Origin of the sequence: Escherichia sp. E2748 (genome assembly GCF_005781125.1) — a bacterium.
Lineage (GTDB): Bacteria > Pseudomonadota > Gammaproteobacteria > Enterobacterales > Enterobacteriaceae > Escherichia.
In genome coordinates this window covers 893819-909717 of the sequence record NZ_VATP01000001.1, presented here as the reverse complement: position 1 = coordinate 909717, position 15899 = coordinate 893819, and the positions used below count along the sequence as shown (strand labels likewise).

The 15899-nt window shown below is 50.0% G+C and carries 12 protein-coding genes; 5 read left to right on the top strand and 7 right to left on the bottom strand.

The features are described from left to right. The first annotated feature begins 105 nt into the window (after positions 1 to 105). The 3 genes from rstA to tus all read left to right on the top strand — a co-directional run bounded on the left by rstA (position 106) and on the right by tus (position 3134). The gene (rstA, locus tag FEK42_RS04370) at positions 106 to 825 is read left to right on the top strand and encodes a two-component system response regulator RstA (RefSeq protein WP_130258961.1); all 720 of its coding nucleotides are present in this window, start codon (positions 106 to 108) and stop codon (positions 823 to 825) included. Between the two features lie 3 nt (positions 826 to 828). Continuing rightward, on the top strand, positions 829 to 2130 hold the full coding sequence (gene rstB / locus FEK42_RS04365) for a two-component system sensor histidine kinase RstB (RefSeq protein WP_135492663.1): 1302 nt from the start codon (positions 829 to 831) through the stop codon (positions 2128 to 2130). Positions 2131 to 2204: 74 nt separating this feature from the next. Then, positions 2205 to 3134: a DNA replication terminus site-binding protein gene (gene tus, locus FEK42_RS04360; protein WP_130219049.1), complete on the top strand. Its 930-nt coding sequence runs from the start codon at positions 2205 to 2207 to the stop codon at positions 3132 to 3134. Here tus and fumC read toward each other — a convergent pair. After that, positions 3131 to 4534, bottom strand: coding sequence for a class II fumarate hydratase (gene fumC, locus FEK42_RS04355; RefSeq protein WP_135492664.1), 1404 nt, complete (start codon positions 4532 to 4534; stop codon positions 3131 to 3133). The genes tus and fumC overlap by 4 nt on opposite strands. A 139-nt stretch (positions 4535 to 4673) precedes the next feature. Then, a complete protein-coding gene (fumB, locus tag FEK42_RS04350; protein ID WP_135492665.1) occupies positions 4674 to 6320 on the bottom strand; it encodes a class I fumarate hydratase in 1647 nt (548 codons plus the stop codon). A gap of 198 nt (positions 6321 to 6518) precedes the next feature. On the opposite strand from fumB, the gene manA reads away from it, so the two are divergent. Both manA and FEK42_RS04340 read left to right on the top strand, forming a co-directional pair. Beyond that, complete coding sequence (gene manA / locus FEK42_RS04345; RefSeq protein WP_135492666.1) at positions 6519 to 7694, top strand: mannose-6-phosphate isomerase; 1176 nt, start codon at positions 6519 to 6521, stop codon at positions 7692 to 7694. A gap of 100 nt (positions 7695 to 7794) precedes the next feature. Next, a complete protein-coding gene (locus tag FEK42_RS04340; RefSeq protein ID WP_130209337.1) occupies positions 7795 to 9303 on the top strand; it encodes a YdgA family protein in 1509 nt (502 codons plus the stop codon). A 44-nt stretch (positions 9304 to 9347) separates the two neighbouring features. Here FEK42_RS04340 and uidC read toward each other — a convergent pair whose 3' ends face one another. The 5 genes from uidC to hdhA all read right to left on the bottom strand — a co-directional run bounded on the left by uidC (position 9348) and on the right by hdhA (position 15805). After that, the gene (gene uidC, locus FEK42_RS04335) at positions 9348 to 10613 is read right to left on the bottom strand and encodes a glucuronide uptake porin UidC (RefSeq protein WP_135492667.1); all 1266 of its coding nucleotides are present in this window, start codon (positions 10611 to 10613) and stop codon (positions 9348 to 9350) included. A gap of 38 nt (positions 10614 to 10651) precedes the next feature. After that, entirely contained in the window at positions 10652 to 12025 is a 1374-nt protein-coding gene (gene uidB / locus FEK42_RS04330) for a glucuronide transporter (RefSeq protein WP_130260597.1), read from the bottom strand. Further along, positions 12022 to 13833 carry a beta-glucuronidase gene (gene uidA / locus FEK42_RS04325; RefSeq protein ID WP_135492668.1) on the bottom strand — a complete coding sequence of 604 codons (1812 nt, stop codon included), beginning with the start codon at positions 13831 to 13833 and terminating at the stop codon, positions 12022 to 12024. The genes uidB and uidA overlap by 4 nt, the downstream gene beginning before the upstream one ends. Before the next feature lie 384 nt (positions 13834 to 14217). After that, a complete protein-coding gene (gene uidR / locus FEK42_RS04320; RefSeq protein ID WP_130209345.1) occupies positions 14218 to 14805 on the bottom strand; it encodes a DNA-binding transcriptional regulator UidR in 588 nt (195 codons plus the stop codon). Positions 14806 to 15037: 232 nt separating this feature from the next. Then, on the bottom strand, positions 15038 to 15805 hold the full coding sequence (gene hdhA, locus FEK42_RS04315) for a 7-alpha-hydroxysteroid dehydrogenase (protein WP_135489264.1): 768 nt from the start codon (positions 15803 to 15805) through the stop codon (positions 15038 to 15040). Positions 15806 to 15899: the final 94 nt, after the last annotated feature.

Genomic DNA, 15899 nt, shown 5'->3' with positions numbered 1-15899 from the left:
ACAAGTCATCTGTAGAATACCCGATGCAACCTTGTTTAGAAACGATTGATAGTAAGTAAAATCAGCGCGGTGTATTGTGACGTTTTTATATCTGCCGTGAATAATATGAACACTATCGTTTTTGTGGAAGATGACACAGAAGTTGGTTCACTGATTGCCGCGTACCTGGCAAAGCATGATATGCAGGTTACCGTGGAACCGCGCGGCGACCATGCCGAAGAGACAATTCTGCGGGAAAATCCGGATCTGGTGCTGCTTGATATCATGCTGCCTGGCAAAGACGGAATGTCCATCTGCCGCGATTTACGCACAAAATGGTCCGGGCCGATTGTTCTGCTGACCTCTCTCGATAGCGATATGAACCACATTCTGGCGCTGGAAATGGGCGCCTGCGACTATATTCTCAAAACAACGCCCCCCGCTGTTCTGTTGGCGCGTTTACGTTTACATTTGCGTCAGAATGAACAAGCGACGCTGACCAAAGGTATTCAGGAAACGTCTCTGACACCTTACAAACCATTGCATTTCGGTACGTTAACTATCGACCCCATCAACCGCGTAGTGACACTTGCTAACCATGAGATTTCACTCTCGACGGCTGATTTTGAATTGTTATGGGAACTAGCCACCCATGCCGGACAAATTATGGACCGCGATGCGCTGCTGAAGAATTTACGCGGCGTCAGTTATGACGGGCTGGATCGTAGCGTGGATGTAGCTATTTCGCGGTTACGAAAAAAACTGCTCGATAACGCTGCCGAACCCTACCGCATTAAAACCGTGCGTAACAAAGGCTATCTTTTTGCGCCTCATGCGTGGGAATAAACGATGAAAAAACTGTTTATCCAGTTTTATCTTTTGCTGTTTGTCTGCTTTCTGGTGATGTCTCTACTGGTTGGCCTGGTGTACAAATTTACCGCCGAACGTGCAGGCAAACAGTCGCTGGATGATTTGATGAACAGTTCGCTGTATCTGATGCGTAGCGAATTACGCGAGATCCCTCCACACGACTGGGGAAAAACGTTGAAGGAGATGGATTTAAATCTCTCTTTCGATCTGCGCGTCGAGCCGCTGAGTAAATATCATCTCGATAATAACGCCATGCACCGATTGCGTGGCGGAGAGATTGTTGCTCTGGATGATCAGTACACCTTTTTACAGCGTATCCCGCGCAGCCACTACGTTCTCGCCGTGGGTCCCGTTCCTTATCTTTATTTCCTCCATCAAATGCGTTTGCTGGATATCGTGCTGATCGCCTTTATTGCCATCTCCCTCGCCTTTCCGGTGTTTATCTGGATGCGTCCGCACTGGAAAGACATGTTAAAACTGGAAGCGGCGGCGCAACGATTCGGCGATGGGCATCTCAATGAGCGTATTCACTTTGATGATGGTTCAAGCTTTGAACGACTTGGCGTGGCGTTTAACCAGATGGCGGACAATATCAACGCGTTGATTGCCAGTAAAAAGCAGCTTATTGATGGCATTGCCCATGAACTGCGAACACCATTAGTGCGCCTGCGTTATCGGCTGGAGATGAGCGACAACCTGAACGCCACCGAGTCCCAGGCCTTAAATCGCGATATCAGTCAACTGGAAGCCTTAATTGAAGAACTGCTGACTTATGCCCGGCTCGATCGCCCACAAAATGAACTGCATCTTAGCGAACCAGACCTGCCGTTGTGGCTGTCAACACATCTGCAAGATATTCAGGCCGTGACCCCTGACAAAACGGTACGGATAAAAACGATCACGCCAGGTAATTACGCGGCACTGGATATGCGCTTAATGGAGCGCGTGCTGGATAACTTGCTCAACAACGCCCTGCGCTACTGCCATTCAACCGTTGAAACCAGCCTGCTACTGGCAGGAAACAGAGCAACATTGATTGTTGAAGATGATGGTCCGGGAATTGCGGCAGAAAATCGCGAGCATATCTTTGAACCCTTTGTTCGCCTCGATCCCAGCCGGGACCGTGCAACTGGCGGCTGTGGGCTGGGGCTGGCGATTGTCCACTCCATCGCTCTGGCAATGGGCGGCACGGTCAATTGTGACACCAGCGAACTGGGGGGCGCCCGCTTCTCGTTCAGCTGGCCACTGTGGCACAACATCCCGCAATTTACTTCTGCCTGACACCAAACGCACGGTGGTTAAGTTGTCGTCAATGTGCTATAAATAAAGTATGTTGTAACTAAAGTGGTAATTTTATGGCCCGTTACGATCTTGTTGACCGACTCAATACGACTTTTCGCCAGATGGAACAAGAACTGGCAGCGTTTGCCGCTGAACTTGAACAACACAAGTTGCTGGTTGCCCGCGTGTTCTCGTTACCGGAGGTCAAAAAGGAGGATGAGCATAATCCGCTTAATCGCATTGAGGTTAAGCAACATCTCGGGAAAGAAGCGCAGGCGCTGGCACTGCGTCATTTCCGCCATTTGTTTATTCAACAACAGTCCGAAAATCGCAGCAGCAAGGCGGCTGTTCGTCTGCCTGGCGTGTTGTGCTATCAGGTCGATAACCTTTCACAAACGGCGCTGGCAAGTCATATACAGCGCATCAATCAACTTAAAACCACTTTCGAGCATATCGTCACGGTTGAGTCAGAACTGCCTACGGCAGCGCGTTTTGAATGGGTACATCGTCATTTGCCGGGGCTGATTACCCTTAACGCTTATCGCACGCTCACCGTTCTGCACGACCCCGCCACTTTACGTTTTGGCTGGGCGAATAAACATATCATTAAAAATTTGCATCGTGATGAGGTGCTGGCGCAGTTGGAAAAGAGCCTGAAATCGCCACGTAGCGTTGCACCGTGGACGCGCGAGGAGTGGCAGGGAAAACTGGAACGCGAGTATCAGGATATTGCCGCCCTGCCACAGGATGCGAAGTTAAAAATCAAACGTCCGGTGAAAGTTCAGCCAATTGCCCGTGTCTGGTACAAGGGGGATCAAAAACAAGTTCAGCACGCCTGCCCGACACCGCTTATCGCGCTGATTAATCGGGATAATGGCGCAGGCATGCCAGACGTTGGTGAGCTGTTAAATTACGATGCCGACAATGTTCAGCATCGTTTTAAACCGCAGGCACAGCCGCTTCGTTTGATCATTCCACGGCTGCACCTGTATGTTGCAGATTAACGCCCTGCTTTCATACTGCCGACCATCTGTTCTGGTCGTACCCAGCTATCAAACTCGGCTTCGCTAAGATAGCCCAGCGCAAGGGCGGCAGCTTTTAAGGTCAGCCCTTCTTTGTGTGCTTTTTTGGCGATCTCCGCAGCTTTGTCATAGCCAATATGGGTGTTTAGCGCGGTCACCAGCATCAGAGATTCATTGAGTAATTGGTTGATACGCTCACGATTCGGCTCTATTCCCACCGCGCAGTGTTTGTTAAAACTTTCCATGCCATCTGCCAGCAAGCGTACCGATTGCAGGAAATTGTGGATCACCATCGGACGGAAGACGTTCAGTTCGAAGTTACCAGAAGCGCCGCCGATGTTGATTGCCACGTCATTCCCCATCACCTGGCAGCAAAGCATGGTTAACGCTTCACACTGCGTTGGGTTCACTTTTCCCGGCATGATTGAACTGCCCGGCTCGTTTTCCGGGATTGAGATTTCGCCAATGCCGCAACGTGGACCAGAAGCCAGCCAGCGGACGTCATTGGCAATTTTCATCAGTGACGCCGCCAATCCTTTTAACGCACCGTGCGCCTGAACCAGCGCATCACAGGTCGCCAGTGCTTCAAATTTGTTCGGTGCAGTAACAAACGGCGCACAGGTAATGACCGAAAGCTCGTCCGCCACGCGACGGGCATATTCCGGATGGGTATTTAGTCCAGTACCCACCGCTGTACCGCCCAGAGCCAGTTCCGCTACGTGAGGCAGGCTGTATTCGATATGTTTGAGATTATGCTCCAGCATCGCTACCCAGCCAGAAATCTCCTGCCCCAGGGTCAGCGGCGTAGCATCCTGCAAATGGGTACGACCAATTTTGACGATATCGGCAAATGTGCGGGATTTTTCACTCAGCGTCTGTGTCAGGGTTTTAAGCTGCGGAATGAGTTGCTTGCGCAGCGCCAGCAGCGCTGCAACGTGCATTGCTGTTGGAAAGACATCATTGGAACTCTGGCTTTTGTTCACATCGTCGTTAGGGTGAACTTTACGTTCCATCCCGCGCACACCGCCGAGCAGTTCACTCGCCCGATTGGCCAGCACTTCGTTCATGTTCATATTACTTTGCGTGCCGGAACCGGTCTGCCAGATTGCCAGCGGAAACTCATCGTCATGCTGTCCCGCCAGCACTTCATCCGCCGCCTGCCGAATGGCACTCGCTTTCTCTTCAGACAGCAAGCCTAAATCTTCATTAACTTTTGCCGCTGCGCGCTTGGTTAGCGCCAGCGCATGAATCAGTGAGGTTGGCATTTTCTCCGTCGAAATGCGGAAATGCTCCAGCGAGCGTTGAGTTTGTGCGCCCCACAGCTTATCTGCCGGGACATCGATCGCACCCATCGAATCTTTTTCGCTGCGTACTGTTTTCATGGCCTGCTCCTCACCTGATTAATTTTTTTCTTCTTTGCTTACGTTAAGCAACTTTTAGCCCACTTATTATTTACTATTTGATAACAAATGTTTGGTATTTCGTGCCATGTAAAAAAGCCGCCCCGAAGGGCGGCTCTGCTTATTTCACGCAGCGGCTACACTGCGTGAGTTGTATCTGCTGGAAGAAGTCATTTCCTTTATCATCCACCAGGATAAACGCCGGGAAATCTTCCACTTCGATTTTCCAGATGGCTTCCATTCCCAGTTCCGGATATTCAACACATTCCAGACTTTTAATACTCCCCTGCGCCAGCACTGCCGCAGGACCGCCGATACTGCCGAGATAGAAACCGCCATGTTTTTTACAGGCATCCGTCACCTGCTGGCTGCGGTTACCTTTCGCCAGCATGATCATGCTGCCGCCCTGCGCTTGCAGTTGATCGACGTAAGAATCCATACGTCCGGCAGTCGTTGGGCCAAGAGAACCGGAGGCATAACCTTCCGGCGTTTTGGCCGGACCCGCGTAGTAAATTGGATGATCTTTAATATACTGCGGCAGCCCTTCGCCGTTATCCATCCGCTCTTTCAGTTTGGCATGAGCGATATCACGACCGACGATAATCGTGCCGTTAAGCGATAAGCGTGTAGAAACGGGATACTGCGACAACTGTGCGAGGATCTCTTTCATTGGGCGGTTAAGGTCAACGCGTACCGCTTCGCCTTCTCCCGCTTTACGCAGTTCTTCAGGGATGTATTTGCCAGGATTATGTTCCAGTTTTTCGATCCAGATCCCCTGACGGTTAATCTTCGCTTTGATATTACGGTCAGCAGAACAGGAGACGCCCATACCAATCGGGCAGGATGCGCCGTGGCGTGGCAGGCGAATAACGCGAATGTCATGGGCGAAATATTTCCCGCCAAACTGCGCGCCCAGACCGAGATTTTGCGCTGCAATCAGCAATTCGTTTTCCAGTTCCACATCGCGGAACGCCTGACCGTGCTCGTTCCCTTCCGTTGGCAGTTCGTCATAGTATTTAGCGGAAGCCAGTTTCACCGTTTTAAGGTTAGTTTCCGCAGAAGTTCCGCCAATAACGAACGCAATATGATACGGAGGACACGCCGCCGTACCCAGTGTGCGCATTTTCTCAACCAGATAATTTTTCAGTTTCCCCGGCGTCAGTAACGCTTTGGTTTCCTGATAGAGATACGTCTTGTTTGCCGAACCGCCACCTTTGGCGATACAGAGGAATTTGTACTCGTCGCCATCAACGGCATAAAGATCGATCTGCGCTGGCAAGTTAGTGCCGGTATTCACCTCTTTATACATATCCAGCGGCGCGTTTTGCGAGTAGCGCAGGTTATCTTCGATGTAAGTGTTATAGACACCGCGCGCCAGCGCCGCTTCGTCGCCACCACCGGTCCATACACGCTGCCCTTTTTTACCAACGATAATCGCGGTGCCGGTGTCCTGGCAGGTTGGCAGAACACCTTTTGCGGCGATATCGGAGTTTCGCAGGAATTGCAGTGCCACATACTTGTCGTTTTCGCTGGCTTCCGGGTCACGCAAAATATCGGCTACCTGCTGTTGATGGGCCGGACGCAGCATGAATGACGCATCATGAAACGCCTGACGCGCCAGAAGAGTTAACGCTTCTGGTGCAACTTTCAAAATCTCCTGCCCTTCAAATTCAGATACGCTGACATGTTCGCTGGTCAGCAGGTAGTACTCGGTATCATCTTTTTTGAGTGGGAAAGGAGCCTGATAATGAAAGGGTTTGTTTGACATTGTTCTCTCACTTACTGCCTGGTTTGGTTATGCTCTGGGCGGGTGTTCCGTTGCCCTGTTAAAAGCGAGTAACAATATCCTACACACTTTTTTAACAAAAACTGAGACTAGTACGACTTTTTGCGGCTCCAGGTTACTTCCCGTAGGATTCTTGCTTTAATAGCGGGATTAATTTCCACATCTAAACAGGGATTGATCATGCAAAAACTCATTAACTCAGTGCAAAACTATGCCTGGGGCAGCAAAACGGCGTTGACTGAACTTTATGGCATGGAAAATCCGTCCAGCCAGCCGATGGCCGAGTTGTGGATGGGCGCGCATCCAAAGAGCAGTTCACGGGTGCAGAATGCCGCAGGAGATATCGTTTCACTGCGTGATGTGATTGAGAGTGATAAAGCGACTCTGCTGGGAGATGCCGTTGCCAAACGCTTTGGCGAGTTGCCTTTCCTGTTCAAAGTATTATGCGCAGCCCAGCCGCTCTCCATTCAGGTGCATCCGAACAAACGCAATTCTGAAATCGGTTTTGCCAAAGAAAATGCGGCCGGTATTCCGATGAATGCCGCCGAGCGTAATTATAAAGATCCTAATCACAAGCCTGAGCTGGTTTTCGCCCTGACCCCTTTCCTCGCGATGAACGCATTTCGTGAGTTTTCCGACATTGTCTCCCTGCTTCAGCCAGTCGCGGGCGCACATCCGGCCATTGCTCACTTTTTGCAGCAGCCCAATGCCGAAAGTTTAAGTGAACTGTTTGCCAGCCTGTTAAATATGCAGGGTGAAGAAAAATCCCGCGCGCTGGCGATTTTAAAATCGGCGCTCGACAGCCAGCAGGGTGAACCGTGGCAAACGATTCGTTTAATTTCTGAATTTTACCCGGATGACAGCGGTCTGTTCTCCCCGCTATTGCTGAATGTGGTCAAATTGAATCCTGGCGAAGCGATGTTCCTGTTCGCTGAAACACCGCACGCTTACCTGCAAGGCGTGGCGCTGGAAGTGATGGCGAACTCCGATAACGTGCTGCGTGCGGGTCTGACGCCTAAATACATTGATATTCCAGAGCTGGTTGCCAACGTGAAGTTTGCAGCCAAACCGGCCAACCAGTTGTTGACCCAGCCTGTGAAACAAGGCTCAGAGCTGGACTTCCCGATTCCGGTTGATGATTTTGCCTTCTCGCTGCATGACCTTAGCGATGAAGAAACCACCATCAGCCAGCAAAGTGCCGCCATTTTGTTCTGCGTCGAGGGCGATGCAACGCTGTGTAAAGGTTCTCAGCAGTTACAGCTTAAACCGGGTGAATCAGCGTTTATTGCCGCCAACGAGTCACCGGTGACTGTCAAAGGCCACGGCCGTTTAGCCCGTGTTTACAACAAGCTGTAAGAGCTTACTGAAAAAATTAACATCTCTTGCTAAGCTTATTAAAGGCTTATAACACCTTCAGGCGGCCAGTCCGCCTGATTTTATTTTATGGATAATCATTATGAATAAATCGCTGGTAGCGGTAGGCGTCATTGTTGCGCTCGGCGTAGTCTGGACAGGCGGCGCATGGTACACAGGCAAGAAGATTGAAACCCATCTCGAAGACATGGTCGCGCAGGCGAACGCGCAACTCAAACTAACAGCTCCTGAATCCAACCTGGAAGTGAGTTATCAAAACTATCATCGCGGCGTATTCAGCAGCCAGTTGCAACTGGTGGTGAAACCCATTGCCGGGAAAGAAAATCCGTGGATTAAAAGCGGTCAGAGCGTCATCTTCAACGAATCGGTTGATCATGGTCCCTTCCCCCTTGCCCAGCTTAAAAAACTGAACCTGATTCCGTCGATGGCATCAATTCAAACCACGCTGGTCAATAATGAAGTAAGCAAACCACTGTTTGATATGGCAAAAGGTGAAACGCCTTTTGAGATTAACTCCCGCATTGGTTACAGCGGTGATTCCAGTTCCGATATTTCGCTCAAGCCCCTGAATTACGAGCAAAAGGATGAAAAAGTCGCCTTTAGCGGCGGCGAGTTCCAGTTAAATGCTGACAGAGACGGCAAAGCCATCTCCCTGTCAGGGGAAGCACAAAGCGGTCGGGTGGATGCGGTTAACGAATACAACCAGAAAGTGCAGTTGACCTTTAATAATCTGAAAACTGACGGTTCCAGCTCGCTGGCAAGTTTTGGTGAACGCGTGGGCAATCAAAAAGTCTCGCTGGAAAAAATGACCATTTCAGTGGAAGGCAAAGAGCTGGCATTGCTGGAAGGCATGGAGATCAGCGGTAAATCGGATCTGGTCAATGACGGGAAAACGATCAATAGCCAACTGGATTACTCGCTAAATAGCCTGAAGGTTCAGAATCAGGATCTGGGCAGTGGCAAGCTGACTTTAAAAGTCGGCCAAATTGATGGCGAAGCCTGGCATCAGTTTAGCCAGCAATATAACGCGCAAACTCAGGCGCTGCTGTCACAGCCAGAAATTGCCAACAATCCCGAACTTTATCAGGAGAAAGTGACGGAAGCCTTCTTTAGCGCCCTGCCGCTGATGTTGAAAGGCGATCCGGTGATTACTATCGCACCACTGAGCTGGAAAAACAGTCAGGGTGAAAGTGCGCTGAATCTGTCGCTGTTCCTGAAAGATCCGGCAACGACTAAAGAAGCGCCGCAAACGCTGGCGCAGGAAGTAGACCGCTCGGTTAAATCTCTGGATGCGAAACTGACCATTCCGGTGGATATGGCAACTGAGCTGATGACTCAGGTAGCGAAGCTGGAAGGATATCAGGAAGATCAAGCGAAAAAACTGGCGAAACAGCAAGTTGAAGGTGCATCAGCAATGGGGCAGATGTTCCGTCTGACCACCTTGCAGGACAATACCATCACCACCAGCCTGCAGTATGCTAACGGTCAGATCACGTTAAACGGACAGAAAATGTCGTTAGAAGATTTTGTTGGCATGTTTGCGATGCCAGCTCTTAACGTTCCGGCTGTACCGGCAATTCCGCAGCAGTAATTCACGGCCAAAACGCCGGAGAATTTTCACTCCGGCGTTTTTTCTCACTTCAGCATAAAGTCATACTGAATGCTCATTTTCACATCCCAGTAATTCAGGCGATCGCCAAACGCGCTGCCGTTGCGCTTTTCCCGTCCTTTATCGGCTGCAAGAAAGAAATTCATCCCTTGTAGCGGCCCTTCGCTAACCCGATAGTTCACGCCACCTAAGAGGCCCGCGCCTTCAATCCGCACGTCTCGTTTACTGGATTCATAGCCGCGGGTCACAATCGGTGCAAATGTCAGCGTAAATTGCGGGGTTAAACGATAATTGACGCCCAATTGCCAGGACTGCATTCCTTCGCGGTTACGATCAAGACTTAATGAAAAGGGATAGCCAATGTCGGTGTCCACTACGGCTCCATTCATCGCATGACGCAGATAACCGCCACTGCCAAATACGCTTCCCCACGGCGCGCTCCAGGTCAATTGTCCACTAACCAACGCCGTTTCATTGGGCTGGCTGGTATTACGACTTAAACCTTCGAGTTGCGCATAAAAGCCGAGCAACTCCCCTTTCAACGTATAATTCGGGTCGAGCGGTATGCTTTTCTCGAGAATACTTTGTATCTGATTGGAAACATCTTTCTGTACCGATGCCCCCAGAGAATAGCGACTGGTATCATCATGCCAACTGGCGGCTAAAAAAGAACGTGCGCGATGTTTATCGTATTTTCCCGTCTGGCTGTTATAAACCCCTTCATCACGAATACCGGTTGTTGAATCGGTCCATAAAAATACTCGTGAACGCCACATTCCCCACAATTCAATATTTGGCGTTAAAGCCCAGTAACCTAACGCCCCTTCGGAAACAGTCGGCAATGTCCGTTGCGAACTGCCAGCAATTAACGGAATACGATAAGGTAAGCTGCCATAACTATAATCTGTTCCGAAGCGACCTAATTTAAGCAGGCTATTTTCACTGGGTTTTATTTTTACTGCCCCCAGGGCAAAGCCAAAACTTTTATCACCATCAAGATACCACCGGGTACTCATATCAGCACGAGCACCTAATTTATAAACATAATACGCCCCACCTTCGACACCAATAATATTAGAATAATAGCCACTATTAAAATCGAGTAATCCTCCCTGTACCCATGCGTAAATGTCTCTTCCCGCGCCAGCACTGGGCTTGTCGGCCCTGCGCAATTCATTTTTCAGTCTGATGCGTAGTCCTGATTCATCGTCAGCCAGTTGCGCCGCGTAAGCAGTGGTAAGGCCAGAGGCAGCCGTCAGGGAAATAACGGCCATGGCCACTATTATTCTCATAGTTGCACCTTTGATGTTCTGATTATTTTTATGGAATATTAATTAGTGATATCGCTGATTAATTGCTGCTGCATTTGTTTGCGATTATCAATTTCAACTACGATTTCTTTGAATTTTTTATCCGTGAGCGGATAAAACCAGATTATTATAAATGCCAGTAGCATAAACCCGCAGGGTACTAAGGCAATTGATGTGCGGATCCCCATAATAACTTCCGGTGTTTGCACCTGATTGGCAATATATCCGCTTAACCCCAAAATAAAGGCAGGAATTGAACCTCCGATTGCCTGACCGCATTTACGGGTAAATGAGAATAGTGAATAGGTGAGCCCTTCAATTCGCACGCCGGTCAGGTATTCACCGTATTCTACGGTATCAGCTTCCAGCGCCCACATCACGGTCATGGTAACGCCCTGACCAATTGAAGCGATGGCCAACGCAACCAACGCCACCGGCAGTGACCAGACGGAAACCCAGAAGAACAGCAGATAACCACAGGTTCCCAGCAGCGCGCCAATCAGGAAGGTGTTCTTTTTACCGATTCTGGCGACCATCCCCGGCACCAGCGGTGCCGATGCCACGGTACCGACCAGGTTTTGCACCAGCACCAGTACGGTGAACAAGCCGGTATCATTCAACACATAGCGCACATAGAACAACAACGAGGCGCTAACAGCGAAGGTCGAAATCAGCACACACAGCGCTCCGATGCACAACATAAACAGCGGACGATTCCGTTTCAGCGTTTGCAGACTGATCTTCAATGACGGCTGTGCCACGATGCGTACCACATTCTCGCGCGTCGATTTAAAGCAGATGAAGTAAAGCACCATTCCGGCCATCGCCAGCACAATCGTCCAGAAATGGTATACCGACACCATCTCCTCCGGGCTGGAGTTCTTAATGCTCGGTCCTATCAGAAATGCCAGGCAGACAAAGGTCAATGAAGCGGCAATCCCGCGAGCCGCGCCCAGACGGGCGCGGGATTGTGGTTGTTGGGTCATCGCGGTAGCAAGTGAACCATAAGGAATATTCACCAGGCTGTAGCAAAGCCCGAGGCCCATGTAGGTCAAATATGCATACACCACTTTGCTGCTATGGCTCCAGTCGGTCGGCACCCAGAATACCAGCACGCTGAAGATCATTAACGGCGCTGTGCCGAAGAGTAAAAATGGGCGGAATTTTCCCCAGCGGGTATTCACACTGTCCACTACTCGCCCGGCCAGGACGTCGGCAAAGGCATCGAATACCCGCACCAGTAACAGCATAGTGCCCGCCGCAGCGGCACCGACGCCTGCGACGTCGGTGTAGTAACTCAACAGGAAGAGCGCCCCCATTGCGAAGGCGAAGTTATTGGCGACGTCACCGAGGCTGTAGCCGACGATGGTGCGCCAGGAGAGTTGTTGATTCATTGTTTGCCTCCCTGCTGCGGTTTTTCACCGAAATTCATGCCAGTCCAGCGTTTTTGCAGCAGGAAAGCCGCCGATTTCGGTTTGCGGTCGCGGGTGAAGATCCCTTTCTTGTTGCCGCCAACGCGCATAATGCCCTGCGAGGTCGCAAAATCAGCGAAGTTCCATACCTGTTCACCGACGACGGCGCTGACGCGATCAAAGACGCGGTGATACATATCCAGCCATGCACACTGATACTCTTCACTCCACATGTCGGTGTACATCGAGTGCAGACCCGCTAACGTATCTACGCCGTATTCGGTGATGATAATCGGCTGATGCAGTTTCTCTTGCCAGGCAAGCAGTTCTTTTTCCAGTACCTTCTCTGCCGTTTCCAAATCGCCGCTTTGGACATACCAACCGTAATAACGATTCAGGCACAGCACATCAAAGAGATCGCTGATGGTATCGGTGTGAGCGTCGCAGAACATTACATTGACGCAGGTGATCGGTCGCGTCGGGTCGAGTTTACGCGTTACTTCCGCCAGTGGTGCGAAATATTCCCGTGCACCTTGCGGACGGGTATCCGGTTCGTTGGCAATACTCCACATCACCACGCTGGGGTGGTTTTTGTCACGCGCAATCAGCTCTTTAATCGCCTGTAAGTGCACCTGCTGAGTTTCCCCGTTGACGGCCTCTTCGCTGTAGAGTTCTTTTGGCTTGTTACCCGCTTCAAATCCAATGCCTAAAGAGAGGTTAAAGCCGACGGCAGCAGTTTCATCAATCACCACAATGCCATTTTCATCAGCCCAGTCGAGCATCTCTTCAGCGTAAGGGTAATGCGAGGTACGGTAAGAGTTGGCACCAATCCAGTCCATCAATGCGTGATCGTGCACCATCAGCACGTTATCGAATCCTTTACCGCGTAAATCAGCATCTTCATGACGACCAAAACCAGTGAAGTAGAACGGTTTGTGGTTGATCAGGAACTGTTCGCCCTTCACTGCCACTGACCGGATGCCGACGCGCAGCGGGTAGATATCACACTCTGTCTGGCTTTTGGCTGTGACGCACAGTTCATAGAGATAACCTTCACCCGGTTGCCAGAGGTGCGGATTCACCACTTGCAAAGTCCCGCTGGTACCTTGTCCAGTTGCAACAACCTGTTGATCTGCATCACGCAGTTCAACGCTGACATCACCATTTGCCACCACCTGCCAGTCAATAGACGCGTGATTACAGTCTTGCGCGACATGCGTCACCACGGTGATATCGCCCACCCAGGTGTTCGGTGTGGTGTAGAGCATTACGCTGCGATGGATCCCGGCGTAGTTAAAGAAATCATGAAAGTAAGACTGCTTTTTCTTGCTGTTTTCGTCGGTAATCACCATTCCCGGCGGGATAGTCTGCCAGTTCAGTTCGTTGTTCACACAAACGGTAACACGTACACTTTTCCCGGCAATAACATACGGCGTGACATCGGCTTCAAACGGCGTATAGCCGCCCTGATGCTCCATCACTTCCTGATTATTTACCCACACTTTGCCGTAATGAGTGACCGCATCGAAACGCAGGACGATACGCTGCCCCGTCCAACCTTTCGGTATAAAGACTTCGCGCTGATACCAGACGTTGCCCACATAATTACGAATATCTGCATCGGCGAACTGATCGTTAAAACTGCCCGGCACAGCAATTGCCCGGCTTTCTTGTAATGCGCTTTCCCACCAACGCTGAGAGATTCCACAGTTTTCCCGATCCAGGCTGAATGCCCACAGGCCGTCGAGTTTTTTGATTTCACGAGTTGGGGTTTCTACAGGACGTAACATAAGGGACTCCTCATTAAGATAAAAATACTGGTCAACCTTTAATCTGATTAGTTGACCAATTCTGTGTTGAACACAGTTATCTGTGAGAAACCCATGGAAGAGAAATGGAAATAAAAAGAACTGACACCGCGATCAAAAAACCAAAAACTGCAATACCCACAGCGTGATATGGATCGCATTAATCTTTAAAACAGCGTTGACAGAAGACACAAAATAAGCAATCGAACGCTCGTTCGATTGCTTATAAAACGATAAATTCCCATGACATATGGTTTCGACGAATGTTTTAGTGGGATTTTTCGACCAGGGGAGAACGCTTTTTGTTCAGCAGTGTTGAGGCATTGAACGCGGGCACTCTCTTCACCGGCCCGCGGAAAGTGAGGATCAGGATGCGGTCAAGATACCGCCAATCATCGCACGTAGCCCCTGGGCAAATAACGCTTCTCGCGCCAGGTCTTCCGCTTCGATATCGGCAAGCACGCCATAGGTCAGATCCAGCAGTAAACGAGAGGTCATTGCCGTGTTAATGTCAGGGCTTATCTCGCCTTTTTGCTGGGCATCCCTCATGCGCTGGGCAATACATTCCGTGATGGTCAGATGTTTATTCTTAAGCATGGTGGCAACCTGTGGATTGCGCATCCCTTCTGCCATAATTTCGACCACCAGCGCTCGTTGTCCAAAGGCTTCATGGGTGAGGGAGACTATCGACTCGACCATATAGTCAACGAAATGGATCCCTTCAATCGGTTCCCGGAAGCGGGCCAACGCCCTCTCCTGGTCCTGGAGAATAATCGCCTGAATCAAGGCTTCTTTCGAAATGAAGTGGTGATAAAGCGTCCCGGGACTGATAGCGCAGGATTTACAGATGGCTTTCATTGAGGCACTGTGAAATCCATTTTCTGAAAAAATCTCTCTGGCAGCATTGAGGATCCGGGTCCGTGTCGGTTGTGCTTCAGTTTGCATGTTATCCATCGTTAAACCAATATAGTTAGCATGAATAACTAGTTTACCGCGTTGTCCGGTGAGCGCCTATCATTGCAGTTGAATTGTGCGAAGGAATACCCGTTTCGTTTACTATTTGCACGATAATTGGTCAACCAGCAGGCAGAATTTGGCTACCAGTTATCTGGCGGAGGTTTTCCCTACTCGACAAGCGGTGTCGGTAAACAACACTCACTCGGTTGTTTACCGACCTGTTAGCGTATTAATTAAGTTCCTGTACCCCACCGCCGGAGACGGTGAGTATTTGCCCGCTTATCCAGCTGGCAGCTGGTGAACAGAGGAATAGCGCCGCGTTGGCAATATCTTGCGGTTGGCCCAGACGCCTGATTGGCGTGTGCTGCAACATTTTCTGTTCAATTTCTGGTGTAATAACGGATTTCAGGGCATCAGTTAATATTGCCCCAGGCGCTATGCCATTCACCCGAATATTTTTTTCACCCAGGTCAAACGCCATATTCCTGACCAGATGGCTGGCCGCCGCTTTAGATGACGCATAGGAGGTCATGTTTTTATTTTTATTTTCTGCCGCCATAGATGTGATGGTCAAAATAACGCCTCCGCCATTTTTTTCCATTTCAGGCGCAATGAGTTGTGACAGACGGAAAAAAGAAAACACATTCAGTTCATAAGCGCGGCGGAAATCCGCCATTGGCATATCAAACGGTTTAGGACCACCACCACCAGCATTGTTAACCAGAATATCAACTTTGCCCAGCTTACTGATGGCAAAGTCTGCCAGAGCAGATAACTCCTGTTCGGAAGTAATATCACAGCGCCAGGCAAATGCCTGCCCACCCAACTGTTGAATTTCATCTACAACATGATTAGCTGCATCGGCGTTAATATCACTGACCACTACAGATGCGCCAGCTGTCGCGAACGTAATGGCGATTTCTTTACCAATACCTGCACCCGCACCTGTGATGATGGCGCATTTTCCGTCGAGTCTCAGGTTGTCAGAATTAAACACATAAACCTCCTGTGAACTTCAGTAAAAATAAAAGGCACCGCCTGTGTGCCACATTTTTTATCATTAACCTTGAGGAAAGGACACTACCAGGTAT